Source organism: Proteiniphilum sp., from assembly GCF_040307845.1.
Lineage (GTDB): Bacteria > Bacteroidota > Bacteroidia > Bacteroidales > Dysgonomonadaceae > Proteiniphilum.
On record NZ_JAWRIS010000054.1, the window covers coordinates 1 to 14305 of the forward strand.

The following is a 14305-nucleotide window of genomic DNA, read 5'->3' on the forward strand; positions in this document are numbered from 1 at the left end:
TACCGCGTACCGTCAGGGTGCTTATTGCTGACAGGTTGCTCCCCAGTAGAGCCTGTTTCCTCTTAACACCCTGATACAAAGATAAAATTATAAAGTTAATTAAAATGAATTATCCAAGTTTATTTGGATTTTAAATGGAAAAAGAGATGAAAGTCCCTTACGAACAAATTGCTGTTTATTTGAGTGGAAAGGCTTCTCCATGGGAAAAAGAAGAGGTCGAAAAATGGCTTGCGGAGAGCGTTGAACACCGCACAGTCTTTCGTTCACTCGAAAAAGAATGGAGATTCCTGAAGGAGGAAGCTACGCCTTCATTGCCGGATAAGGAGCCAATATGGACGAAGATCCGGGAAATAATTGATCTTCCTGTGGTTGCCGTATCCTATTCGAAACAGGTACTGATCAAATATGTAAGTCTTACTGCCTGCGTTGCTTTGCTTTTCGGGGCGGCTCTTTCATTTCTGCTTGGTAACAGGGAAGGTGGATCGACTCAATTTACAGCATATGCCCCTTTGGGTGAAAAGGCTTTGCTTACACTTCCCGATTCGTCCAGGGTCTGGTTGAATTCAGGTTCTACATTGACCTATTCCACTCAATCCCGGCAACGCATGGTTCATTTGCAGGGAGAGGCTTTTTTCGAAGTGACAAAGGATCCCCGTAGGGTATTCATTGTTCAATCGGGGGATGTAAACGTGCAGGTACATGGTACAAGCTTTAATGTATCTGCTTATGATGTTGATCCGGATATAGCCGTTTCACTTGAAAGCGGGTTGGTCTCGCTCCTCAATAATAAAAATGGAGCTGTTCTGGCACAGCTTCGTCCCAATCAAATGGGACGGGTTTCAAAATCGGACCTGAAGTGCAGCATTGCTGACGATGATACCGGAATAACCAAGTTATGGACACATAACATCCTGAAGATTTATGACAATAATATTTATGAAGTGGCTAAAAAATTGGAGCGTTGGTATGGAGTGGAGATTACTCTTGAAAATGTAAATCCTGACCGTCATTATACATTTGTTGTCAAAACCGAATCATTGAAGGAGTTATTAACCTTATTGAATAAAATGACGCCAATAGCGTATAAAATAGAGGGAAAGGAGGTGAATATTCGTCTGCAATAAAGAATTACCGAAAAGAAAAAGCATGAAGAACGGGCATTCTTCATGCTTTAAGAACTAAACATCCAATACTCATCCACTTCTTTGTGTTATCGATTATTCATCGGTAAACATCAGGTGATTTTGTTGTTTAGGGTTACAAATATAGTTAAAAAAACAATTTATCTAATTTAAATCATATTTATCATGTGTAAAAAGGTATTATTATCCTTTTTGTTATTCTTTCTGTTAACCAGTGTGTATGCCGATAATATGCAGCGCGTTGATGTTAAAATGAATAACATAAGCTTGAGAGATTTTTTCACTTATATTGAGAAAAACTATCCTTATACTTTTATGTATGACAACACCGAAATAAATGATCAAGTGAAAATTTCGGTGAACGAACGGAATCAGCCGATTGCCAATGTATTGGCCTCTGTATTGAAAGACAAGGGTATACACTATGAAATACAAGAATACCAAATAATCTTGTCGAAGAAAGATGCTGTTGCGCAGGCCGACATCAGACAAGCGGACCGAAAAACGGTGACCGGGAAGGTGCTGGATGAAAACGGCGAGCCCGTGATCGGCGCTAATGTTGTTGAAAAAGGGACAACCAACGGAACCGTAACCGATATAGACGGGAATTTCACCTTACAAGTAGAAGACAATGCCGTACTCCAGATTTCGTATATCGGTTATCTGGTTCAGGATATCAACTCCGCAGGAAGGAATTCCCTCGATATTGTTTTGCAGGAAGATACAAAAACATTGGAAGAGGTCGTGGTTGTAGGCTATGGTACAATGAGAAAACGGGACTTGACAGGCTCGGTATCATCCATTAAATCGGAAGATATACAACGTTCGCCTGTAACCTCGCTTGACCAGGCTATCCAGGGTAAAGCAGCCGGTGTGCAGGTGTCGCAGGCCTCTTCGGCTCCCGGTGGTCGGGTGTCAATCCGTGTGAGGGGAGGTAATTCATTGAGTAGTAGTAATGAGCCTTTGTATGTTGTAGATGGATTTCCCGTCTCCGCCGGCGGTTCCGCCGGAGGTAACGGTACCGCACAGAATCCGTTGGCCACATTAAATACGGCGGACATTGCTTCCATAGAAATATTGAAAGATGCTTCAGCAACGGCAATCTATGGGGCACGGGGAGCTAATGGAGTGGTATTGATCACCACAAAAAGAGGAGATATAGGAAGGCCGCGGGTTACTTTAGATGCTTATTATGGCGTACAGACAGTGGCAAAAAAGCTTGATATGATGAATGCCCAGGAATATGCCACTCTGGTAAATGAAGCAAGAGCCAATGACGGACAAAGCCCGGTATTTCCCAATGCAAATAATCCTTATTATTTCCCCGATATCTCTTCTTTGGGTGAAGGTGTGGATTACCAGGATGAAGTTTTTACCAGTGCGCCCACTCAAAATTATAACCTTAGTGTAGTCGGTGGTAATGAGGGTATCCGCTATTCCATAGGTGGAGGCTATTTCGGCCAGGACGGGATCATTAAAAACAGTGATTTTAACCGCGCATCTTTCCGTTCCAACCTGGACATAAAAATAGTACCGACTTTGACGGTTAGTACGAATATCACAGCCAGTCATAGCTGGGCCAATGGAATGCCTTCCGAAGGTGACGGAGGGGGCGGTACAGGAGGCGTTGTGCATGGTGCCGTGGTGATGCCTGCATCTGTACCTATTTATGATGAAGATGGTAATTATACCATGACAAATCCTACTCCCGGAAGCACTCCCAGTAATAATCCTGTGGCTACGGTCAATCATTATAAAGATGATCAGGAGATAGACCGTTTTCTGGGTTCTGTGGATGCAAGCTGGGAAATTATGAAGGATTTAACTTTGAAGATTACTTTCGGGGCAGATATGTCCACGGCCAACAGGGCTTTTTACTGGCCTAAACAGACGCACAGGGGGAGTACTAAAAACGGGGAGGCCAATCAAAGGTATCGCAAAGATGCCTCTTATTTGAATGAAAATATCCTGACTTACAATAAGGTATTTGGGGATCATTCTTTGAATGTGGTCGGAGGTTATACCTGGCAGATATTCCATTACAAATATTTTGAGGCTTCGTCTACCGGTTACTCCACAGACTTGTATTTGGCCAATAACTTGGGAGCCGGAACCACGTACGGTCAACCCGGATCAAGCAGGTCGCAGAGCCAATTGGCATCTTACCTGGGTAGGGTGAATTATATTTACAAAGACCGGTATCTGTTTACATTGACGGCACGTGCCGATGGTAGTTCTAAATTCGGAGAGAATAATAAATGGTCTTTCTTTCCTTCTTTTGCAGTGGCTTGGAGGGCTTCTGAAGAAGCATTCCTGAAAGACCTGGACTGGCTGTCTAATCTTAAAGTAAGAGTGAGCTATGGAAAGACTGGCAACCAGAATATAGACAATTACAAGTCTTTGGCCATGCTTGGTACCATGAATTATCCGTTGGGAGGAACCCTGAATTCCGGTGTAGGGCCTAATAATATTCCGAATCCCGATTTGAAATGGGAAACAACGGCCACTACGGATGGAGGAGTGGATATAGGATTGTTCAATAACAGATTGTCTTTGGTGGTGGATTATTACTATAAAAAGACCACTGATCTATTGTGGAATATCAGTACCCCAAGTTCAGTGGGATTCAGTTCGATATTTAAAAATATCGGGAGTCTGGAGAATAAGGGCATAGAAATAGCTTTAGGGGCAGATGTTTTCACCGGGGAATTTAAATGGAACACCCAAATGAACTGGTCGAGAAACCGTAATAAAGTGTTGGAAATACCGGGATATACACCCAGTACACAGGGAACCTTGTCCGGTCACTTAAAAGTAAACGGAAGCTGGCTTGAACCGGGATTACCGGTAGGTGTATGGAATCTGTTGAAATACGACGGCGTATTCCAGGATGAAGCACAGTTGGCTGCAGGTCCACGTTCTTCGGCCAATGACAAATTGGGCGACGCGCGGTTTGTGGATAAAAGTGGAGACGGCAAGATCAATTATACGGACGACCGTATGATTGTGGGAGATCCAAACCCTGATTTTATTTATGGCTGGACCAACAACTTCTCTTTTAAAGGATTTGACTTTTCTGTGTATCTACAGGGATCGTATGGCAATGACATCATCAACATCCAGCGTGCAGAGACAAACATCTCAGGTCCCTGGGGAAATCAACGCAGAGAAATCCTGAATCGCTGGACACCGACCAATACAAATACCAATATTCCGAGGGCGCGTGTGACTGTTGATCCGCTGTTACTGCAATCAGACTGGTTGATAGAAGATGGCAGTTATATGAGGGTTAAAACAATGACATTAGGTTATACATTCGGGAAAGTCAGATTTATGAATTCCCTCCGTGTGTACGTAACCGGACAAAACTTGTTCACCATAACCGATTATAGTGGTTTTGACCCTGAAGTGAACTCCCAGGGAAATAGTAATCTTCAGTTAGGTGTTGATTATAATGCATACCCGTCTGCCAAGGCGGTACTGTTTGGAGTGAATATATCATTCTGATTTACTAATTATTAAAGTGTGATTATTATGAAGGTTAAACAAACAATATTCGCTTTAACTGCCGCACTGTTATTTCTGAATAGTTGTCATGACAGTTTTCTGGAGGAGAAAGTGTACAGTAATATTACCCCGACCAATTTTTATAAAACCGAAGATGATGCTAAGGCGGCGTTGATCTCTGTGTATAATACTTTGCGTAGTAGCAATAGTTTTCAGCGTCAGATTATACTGGCTGCCGAATATCCGGGAGAAGCCACATGGAATAACAGTTCGGGCGAAGCATGGCGTACAGAAATGGATCAGTTTACATGGACAACCAGTTCTACGGGTTTCTACCAAATATGGTCCCAGTTATATGTTACCATCAACCGGGCAAATACAGTGCTTACTTATCTGGACAATACCGAGTTTAAGAATGCCGGCGTAAAGGAGAAAATAATCGGTGAAACACGTTTTTTGCGCGGGCTTGCCTATCTTTATCTGATCCGGTTCTTTGAGAATGTCCCTCTTAAAACGGAGGAGAATATGGCTGAAATTGAAAGTTCGAATGAAGGGACAAGTGATGCGGTATGGACACTTATTTTTGATGATTTTGAATATGCCAGGAATAACCTGAATGCGAAGAATACCGGCGCGGATGTAGGAAGGGCTACCGCAGGTGCTGCCCAAACCATGTTAGCCAAAGCCTATCTGTCGTATGCGGGAAAACCCTGGAATAAAACCGAATACTGGAGCAAAGCGGCACAGGAAGCCAAATCAGCTATTGATAACACTGCTTATGGTTATGACCTGGAAGAAGATTACGAAAGGGTATTCTTGCTGGAAAATGAACATGGGCCTGAGTATATTTTCAGTGTGGAATATGAGAGTTTTATGGGGCAAGGTTGGGACTGGCCTACTTTTACAGGTATCAGAAGTGGTGATCAGATCAAGCTGGATGGATGGTCGTCGCTTACTGTAGAGACGGAGTTTTTCAATAGTATGGTAACCACAGATAAGCGGAGAAGCAAGACTTTTGTCCTGTCTTATCAGGGAATAAACAACCCGGAGAGAACCTATACCTATCCGGAAGATATATCCATTCCCCACTATAATAAATATATCGACAGGACAGATGTAGGCAACGGTACGGCTGACTATGCCCTGAATCATTATATAACCAGATTTTCAGATCTGTTATTGATGCATTCCGAAGCTGAGAATGAATTGAACGGGCCTACTGCCAATGCATTATACGGTATTAACAGGGTGCGGGCACGAGCCGGACTTCCTCTTTTAACTGTAGCCGGCTATACGAAGGAGACGCTTCGGGAAGCCATATTTCAGGAAAGGTTATGGGAATTATGCCAGGAAGGTCATGTGTGGTTTGATATGAAACGGATGAACCTGATGACTACACGCATCAAAAAATACAAAGTGGAAGAAAAACATTATGTTTTCCCGATCCCTCAAAATGAATTGGATGCTAACCCTAATTTAGTACAGAATAGTTTGTATAAGTAATGGTTATATTTTAGGCCACAGAGTGAGATTTTTGCTCTGTGGTCTAAAACTTTTATGTACCTTCGTGTTATGAAGAAAATTATTTTATGGTGTATAAGTTTGTTCACCTCTTTATCTTATGCCCAGCAGACAGAATCGCTGTATCTGTCCGGTACGGGGAGTGATGATACCGTCTTGTGGGATTTTTTCTGTACGGCAGGACGCAACAGCGGAGAATGGACTAAGATCCCGGTCCCTTCTAACTGGGAGTTCGAGGGGTTTGGCCAGTTCACTTACGGACATGATAAGGAACGTATCAATGAAACAGGCATGTACCGCCATCAATTTATGCTTCCGGAAACGTGGAAAGGGAAACAGGTGAATATCGTGTTTGAAGGTGTAATGACCGATACCGGGGTGAAAGTTAACGGGCAACCTGCGGGAGAAGTCCATCAGGGAGGGTTTTACTGTTTTAAGTATGATATCACGGACTTATTGCAATTCGGTAAAGATAATCTTCTTGAAGTTACCGTACATAAATCCTCTTCGAACGAATCGGTGGAGAATGCTGAACGGAAGTCTGATTTCTGGGTATATGGAGGCATATACCGTCCTGTATGGTTGGAGGCGCTTCCCAGGGAGCATATTGATCGTGTGGCCATTGACGCGCGGTGCGATGGGACTTTTCTGATGGATGTTTTTTTAAGTGAAAATATAAAGCATTCACAAATTACCGCCCAGGTTAAAACGTTGGATGGTGAGTTGTTTGGTAGTGCCATCGCCGGTCATACAGACAATACCGGTATAACCCGTTTATCCGGTCTGTTTGATCATCCTGAATTGTGGTCATCCGAGTTTCCGAACAGGTATCAGGTAGAAGTGTCATTGACCAGGAACGGAAAAAGCATACATACTATCACTGAAAAGTTTGGTTTTCGTACGGCAGAGTTGCGTCCGGGTGATGGTTTCTATATCAACGGAACCAAAATAAAGTTGAAAGGAGTCAACAGGCATACCCACTGGCCTACCACAGGAAGGGCAACGAACTATTCCATCAGCTTGATGGATGCCCTTCTGATAAAGGAAATGAATATGAATGCTGTCAGAATGTCGCATTATCCTCCCGACCGGCATTTCCTCGACATCTGTGATTCACTGGGTCTGTATGTTATTGACGAGCTTACCGGTTGGCAGTCTGCGTACGACACTGAAGCAGGGATGAAGCTCGTCCGGGAATTAATTGTCAGAGATGTAAATCACCCGGGTATTGTGATGTGGGCCAATGGCAATGAAGGCGGATTTAATTTCGACCTGTTGCCGGAATATCCCAGATTCGATATTCAAAAGCGGCACGTTTTCCACCCCTGGCTTGAGGAAGAATATACCAATACCTATCACTATCCGGCGTATGGAGTAGGAACCCATTTCCTGTTCAATGGAAATAAGTTGTTCTTTCCCACCGAGTTTATGCATGGATTGTATGACGGTGGGCATGGAGCCGGATTGGATGATTTCTGGAACCTTATCCAATCCAATCCTTTAGGTGTCGGTGGATTTTTATGGGATCTGGTAGACCAGGGTGTCGTGCGGAATGACAGGAATAACGAGATGGACACCGATGGTAATCATGCCGCGGATGGTATTGTGGGCCCTTTTCGTGAAAAAGAAGGCAGCTTTTATACCATTAAAGAGATCTGGTCGCCCATCTATCTGGAAGGAACGCCCTTCCTGCCGCTTACTTTCGACGGTGTTTTCAGGGTGCAGAATCGTTATCATTTCACCAACCTGAACCAATGCACTTTCACTGCAAAATGGATTAATTTCGATTATTTAATCGGTACAAAAAAAGAATTGGCTGCAGATGTCTCGGTTCCTGATATTCCACCAGGATTCAATGGTTTGATAAAAGTTTCTGTTCCGGAGAATATTTCTGAATATGATGCTTTGTTCTTGACGGCTACCGATATATATGGCAGGGAGATCTATACCTGGACCCGGACAATAACCCCGGCTTCCCGGTATGCTGCAAGGCTAATTGAAAAAGAGAATACCGATATTGTAAAGCAGGAAGAGCGGAATGATGAGATCATATTGAGCAGTAAGGATACCAAACTTGTCATAAACCGGACGGATGGGCTTATTCGCCTGATTGAAGTCGATGGCCGGCGATTATCCCTTGCCAACGGTCCCCGATTTACCAGCGGAAATATGGTCGTGGATGAACTGGATAGGGTGGCGGAAGATAATGTTGAGAAAATACAGTTGACCTTTAAAGATGCGGATAGTCGCAGACAGAGCGGGCGGAATGTGATTACATTGTCATTATTGCCTTCGGGATGGATCGGGATTGACTATTCATTTGATGTGGGTGGTTATCATGATCACATAGGGATCACCTTTGATTATCCGGAGGATAAAGTAAAGCATATCAAGTGGCTGGGGAACGGACCTTACAGGGTTTGGAAAAACAGGCTAAAGGGTGTTTCTTTTAATATCTGGGAAAAAGAGTATAATAACACCGTCACCGGAGAATCCTGGGAATATCCTGAATTTAAAGGGTTTCATGCTAACCTTTATGCGGCAGACCTTACTACGGATGAAGGAGTCATACGGATAGTAGCTGCTTCCGAAGACCTGTTTCTCCATTTGTTTACTCCTGATGATCCGGTGAAGCGCAACAACGATAATACACTCGGAAAGTTTCCGGACGGACAGTTGTCCATACTCAATGCTATCAGCCCGGTCGGGACGAAATTCAAACAAGCCGGAGAGCTTGGGCCGCAGAGCCAGCAGAATTATTTTTTGAGTTCCGGGCATGCCGGACCATTAAGGGGAAAAGTCTATCTGAAGTTCATTCCATGAAACATGTATGGACATCATTGTTGCAGGAACGCTTTAGTTGCAATCATAAGACAAGAGAAACTTAGATAAATACTTAATAAAAACAAACTGAAAATGAAGAAAATTCTATTTTTTATCGGAGGAATATTGCTATTCCTATCTTGTAGTACACAAAAGCCGGATTCGGTTTTTAATCCTGAAACGATCAGGCAAACAATGGACAAAGTGGCTGAGTGGCAGATTAAAAATCCCCGTCATGCCCAAAATGACTGGACAAACGGAGCTTTTTATGCCGGCATGTTTGCCGCCTGGGAAACTACAAAATCGCAGACGATCTACGATGCGATGATGGTGATGGGAAATGATTCCACGCAATGGCGACCCTACAGGCGCTGGTACCATGCGGACGATATGGCTATTTGTCAGACCTATATCGATTTGTACAGGATTGAAAAACGACAGGAGATGATTCAGCCTACCATTGACACTCTCGCGATCTTATTGGAGAATCCTTATCCATACAAAGGAATCCAGGTGATCAAATGGTGGTGGTGTGATGCTTTGTTCATGGCTCCACCTGTTTTGGCGAAACTTGGCACGACATTGAATGATCCGATGTATTACCAATATAATGATCAATATTTTAAAGAATGCTACGACCTGTTATATAATAAGGATGAAAAGCTTTTTGCGCGCGATTTGAATTATGTCATAAAGGGGGACTCAACCGATCGTTGGGAAGCAAATGGCCAACGTATTTTCTGGTCCCGTGGAAATGGTTGGGTCATGGGCGGTCTGGCCCGGCTTCTGGAGGAATTGCCGGCGGATTATCCGGAGCGCCCTTTCTATGAGAAGCTATTCAAGGAAATGGCAGAACGTGTATTGTATCTCCAACAAGCGGATGGATTGTGGAGAGCCAGTTTGCTCGATCCGGATTCGTACCCCGGCGGGGAAGTGAGCGGCTCCGGATTCTTCTGTTATGCGTTTGCCTGGGGAGTAAATAACGGTTTACTGGATAGTAAGACCTATAAACCGGCTATTGAGAAATGTTGGATAGCTTTGAATAATTGTGTGAATGAAGAAGGCCGGGTAGGATGGGTACAGCCCATTGGTGCTGATCCACGTAAGAATTTTGATAAAGATAGCTGGGAAGTATATGGAACCGGAGCGTTTTTACTCGCAGGAAGTGAAGTGATTAAACTGCGTTAAGTTGACCTTATCGCTCACTTTATAGATTACGACGCTTACCGGAAGGTGATTGGATCAATTTAAAAAGAAAAAGTGGAATGTACTATTCCACTTTTTCTTCCACTTTCATTACAATCTTTTGATTTTCACTGTCGAAATCGACTAAAACCGTTTCGCCCTCTTTCATGCCGGTTCGGATAATCATCTCGGCCATTTCATCTTCAATGTATTTCTGTATAGCCCGTTTTAGCGGACGTGCTCCGAACTGCACATCGTATCCCTTGTTGGCAATAAATTCTTTTGCCGGTTCGGAGAGGACAACATTGTATCCGAGGTCGCCAATACGCTTGTAGAGGCCTTTCAGTTCAAGGTCGATGATCTTGTAAATCGACTCTTTGCTCAACTGGTCGAACATCACTATATCGTCCACCCTGTTCAGGAATTCGGGCGCAAATGCCTTGTTCAGCGCTTTCTGGATGATGTTGCGTGAGTATTCGGCATCGGTCACATCCTGGTTCGTATTGAACCCTATACCCCGGCCGAAATCTTTCAATTGCCGTGTTCCGATATTGGAGGTCATGATCAGGATCGTATTTTTGAAATCGATCTTCCGTCCGAGACTGTCGGTCACATGCCCTTCGTCAAGGATCTGAAGCAGGATATTGAATACGTCGGGATGAGCTTTTTCGATCTCGTCGAGCAATACCACGGAGTAGGGTCTGCGGCGTACTTTCTCCGTAAGCTGTCCACCCTCTTCATATCCCACATATCCCGGAGGTGCCCCCACGAGACGGGATACGTTGAATTTCTCCATATATTCGCTCATATCGATGCGGATAAGGTTTTCTCCCGAGTCGAATAAGAACTCTGCTAATTTTTTTGCCAAATGCGTTTTTCCCACTCCCGTAGGACCGAGGAACATAAAAGTGCCGATGGGTTTGTTGGGATCTTTCAATCCTACCCGGTTCCGTTGGATGGCTTTCACTATCTTGTCTACCGCTTCATCCTGGCCGATCACCTTGCTCTTCAGTTCATCGCGCATTTCCAGCAACCGCTGTCCTTCGGCCTGCGCAATACGCTGTACCGGAACACCTGAGATCATGGCGACCACTTCGGCGATCTTTTCTTCATCCACGATTTCCGGCTTTTCCTTGATCTCTTTCTGCCAACGCTCTTCTTCCGCCTCGAGTGCCAGTAACAACTGGCGTTGTTTATCGCGGTAGCTGGCCGCCAGCTCATATTTCTGGGCTTTCACCGCGTCGGTTTTCTGCTGTTCCACCTCTTTCAACTCTTCTTCGAGTTGCTGGATAGTCTTGGGTATCACTATGTTGGAGATATGTACCCGGGCACCCGCTTCATCAAGGGCGTCAATCGCCTTGTCGGGGAAAGTGCGGTCGGAAACATAACGGTCGGTCAGTTTCACGCATGCTTGCAGCGCATCGTCGGTATACCGTACATTATGGTGTTCCTCATACCGCTCCTTGATATTACGCAGTATCTGTAATGTCTCTTCCGCTGTAGTGGGATCCACGATCACTTTCTGGAACCGGCGTTCCAGTGCGCCATCTTTCTCTATATTCTTCCTGTATTCATCCAGCGTGGTGGCTCCGATACACTGTATTTCACCCCGTGCCAGCGCAGGTTTCAGCATGTTAGCCGCATCCAGCGACCCGGCAGCACCTCCGGCTCCTACAATGGTGTGTATCTCATCGATAAAGAGGATGATGTTCGGATTTTTCGACAGTTCGTTCAGTATCGCTTTGATACGCTCTTCAAACTGGCCGCGATATTTTGTTCCGGCAACAATCGATGCCATATCGAGGGCGATCACCCGTTTGTCGAATAATGCACGGGAGACTTTCTTCTGCATGATACGCAGGGCAAGTCCATCCACAATGGCCGATTTGCCCACACCGGGATCACCGATCAATACCGGATTGTTTTTCTTGCGACGGCTGAGTATCTGTGCAATACGCTCAATCTCTTTTTCGCGGCCCACTACCGGATCGAGGCGATTTTCCAGTGCGGCGCGGGTGATATCCGTTCCGAAATTATCGAGCACGGGCGTGTCAGAACCGCTGCTTTTGGTCTGTGACGAAGAACCTTGCCCTCCTCCGGGACTGAATGGGTATTTCTCGTTTGGATCATCATCATCGTCGTCGGTGAAGTTGGCTCCTGCGGTGGGTGATTGCCTGTCTCCATCTTCATCCTGGTTATCAAGAATACTCTTTATATAAAGAAACGCGCTTGAATAATCGAGCTGAAATTGTGTGAGGATATCATTGATCAGAGTGCTTTTTTCTTTCAGCAGCGCCAACAAAATATGTTCAGAGTCGGTCTCCTGGCTCTTGGTGAGGCGTGCTTCCAGAATACTCATTTTTAATGCTTTTTCCGTATTCTTATTGATCACGAGTTCATTGGTTCCTTCATAAGGCTCCTGGGTGGCACGTACATGTGAATCTATATAATCTTTCAACACATGCAGATCGATATCGAAATCCTGGAGCACCTGAATAGCCAAGCCGTCGCCATCGCGGAGGATGCCGAGCATAAGATGCTCCGGTCCTATGTAGTTATTCTGGAGCCTTCCTGCTTCTTCGCGGCTGTATGCCATGATGTCCCTGACCCGTTGTGAAAAGTTGCTATTCATATATTTTTTCCCTTCTTAGCTATCGACTACAAATATAATCTTTTATTTTAAATCGAATAAAATTTTTTGACGGTCATCTAAAAAAATGATCGCTCATTTATAAGACCATTCCAAGTAGAATTGCAAAAACAATGCCAAAGAAAGATGGGATAGATGTTTGATGGTTATTCAGTTGTTATTTGATGGTTATTCAGTTGTTATTCGATAGTTGTTCAGTAGTAATTCGATTGCAATTACATGCGAAGCATGAATTACCATTGAATAACGCGAAGCGAATAACGGCGAAGCCGAATAACTATGGAATTGGCGAAGCCGAATAACTATAGAATTGGCGAAGCCGAATCATTCAGATCCCGGAGTAATATCCTTTTTCTTTTTAGTTTTGACGGAATCGACCATCGGTATTTTCACTTTTCTTGTTTTGATGCGTGTGGTAACCCGGGGTTCGGCTTTTGATCCCGGTATATATTCATGGCGAAACATGTTGAAGAACAGGATGAAGAGTGAAAGCAGGAGCGGCCCGAAGATAACGCCCCAGAAACCGAACATGGGAATCCCGATAAGTACCCCAAATACGGTGATCAACGGATGGATATCGGCCAGTTTTTTTTGTAGCAGGAAACGGGCCACATTATCCACGCCGCCAATAATAAACATGCCATATATAAGCAAGGCGATACCATTCACATAATCTCCCCCGATCAACAGTGAAATTCCCAAAGGAACCCAGACAATCATGGTGCCTACAATCGGCAGGATGGTGGAAAAAGCAGTAAGCACGGCATATAAAATCGCACTGTCGATGCCGAAATAGAGATATCCCAAATAGGCGAAAAATCCTTGGAGAATTGCCAGAAGCGGGATACCAACTGCGTTTGCCTGAATGATTAAACGGGTTTCTTCTGCCAGGATCTGCTTATTTTCTTCCTTGAATGGCAAAACTTCCCTGATAGCCGTTTCAAAATCGTTGTTATTGAAAAGCATATAATACAATACGAAGAGGATCACGACGACATTGATCACAAGCGAATATACACTATTCCCAAGCATTTGAATGATATTGGAGCCTACCCTCGGCAGAGCAGACAGGTTTTCAGGAGTGAAGATATTGAATCCCAGTCTTTCCTCCAACGAATCGACGAACTCGTTGAATTGCCGTAAAATAGCTTCAGGGTCAATAGATATGCCGGAGACGGTGTCAATCACTAAAAAAGTAAGGCCGGTAAGAGGAATAAGGATGAAAAAGAGAACTTCCAGCACAATGAGCAATGCGCTGACTGCCCTTTTGAATTTAAGCTTCTGTGTGAGGAATTTCTGTTGTCCGTTTACAAGGATATACAAAGTGGCCGCACCCAGAAACCCACTCATATAGGGACGTGTATATCTGAAAATAATCAGTCCCAGGAATACCAGAAATCCAATCAGGATATATTTATACCGTGTTTCTTTTTTTTCTTGTTCTATTGACATTGGAAATTTAATTTTTTAGGCCATT

General features: G+C 44.2%; 7 protein-coding genes. 5 read left to right on the plus strand and 2 right to left on the minus strand.

All coding sequences use genetic code 11. The features are described 5' to 3' along the window. The first annotated feature begins 146 nt into the window (after positions 1-146). The 5 genes from ABV001_RS12500 (at position 147) to ABV001_RS12520 (ending at position 10181) form a co-directional block, all read left to right on the plus strand. Positions 147-1124: a FecR family protein gene (locus tag ABV001_RS12500; RefSeq protein WP_352423117.1), complete on the plus strand. Its 978-nt coding sequence runs from the start codon at positions 147-149 to the stop codon at positions 1122-1124. 270 nt (positions 1125-1394) lie between these two features. Then, positions 1395-4649 (plus strand): TonB-dependent receptor, encoded by a 3255-nt coding sequence (locus ABV001_RS12505; protein ID WP_352423118.1) that lies wholly within the window; start codon positions 1395-1397, stop codon positions 4647-4649. Between the two features lie 27 nt (positions 4650-4676). Continuing rightward, positions 4677-6152, plus strand: a complete 1476-nt coding sequence (locus ABV001_RS12510) for a RagB/SusD family nutrient uptake outer membrane protein (protein WP_352423119.1) — start codon at positions 4677-4679, stop codon at positions 6150-6152. 69 nt (positions 6153-6221) lie between these two features. After that, positions 6222-8993 carry a glycoside hydrolase family 2 protein gene (locus ABV001_RS12515; RefSeq protein ID WP_352423120.1) on the plus strand — a complete coding sequence of 924 codons (2772 nt, stop codon included), beginning with the start codon at positions 6222-6224 and terminating at the stop codon, positions 8991-8993. A gap of 93 nt (positions 8994-9086) precedes the next feature. Continuing rightward, positions 9087-10181: a glycoside hydrolase family 88/105 protein gene (locus ABV001_RS12520; RefSeq protein ID WP_352423121.1), complete on the plus strand. Its 1095-nt coding sequence runs from the start codon at positions 9087-9089 to the stop codon at positions 10179-10181. An 82-nt stretch (positions 10182-10263) separates the two neighbouring features. Here the strand turns inward: ABV001_RS12520 and ABV001_RS12525 are convergent, their stop codons facing one another. Both ABV001_RS12525 and ABV001_RS12530 read right to left on the minus strand, forming a co-directional pair. Beyond that, on the minus strand, positions 10264-12810 hold the full coding sequence (locus ABV001_RS12525; RefSeq protein WP_352423122.1) for an ATP-dependent Clp protease ATP-binding subunit: 2547 nt from the start codon (positions 12808-12810) through the stop codon (positions 10264-10266). Between the two features lie 342 nt (positions 12811-13152). Next, positions 13153-14280, minus strand: coding sequence for an AI-2E family transporter (locus ABV001_RS12530; RefSeq protein ID WP_352423123.1), 1128 nt, complete (start codon positions 14278-14280; stop codon positions 13153-13155). Between the last annotated feature and the right edge of the window lie 25 nt (positions 14281-14305).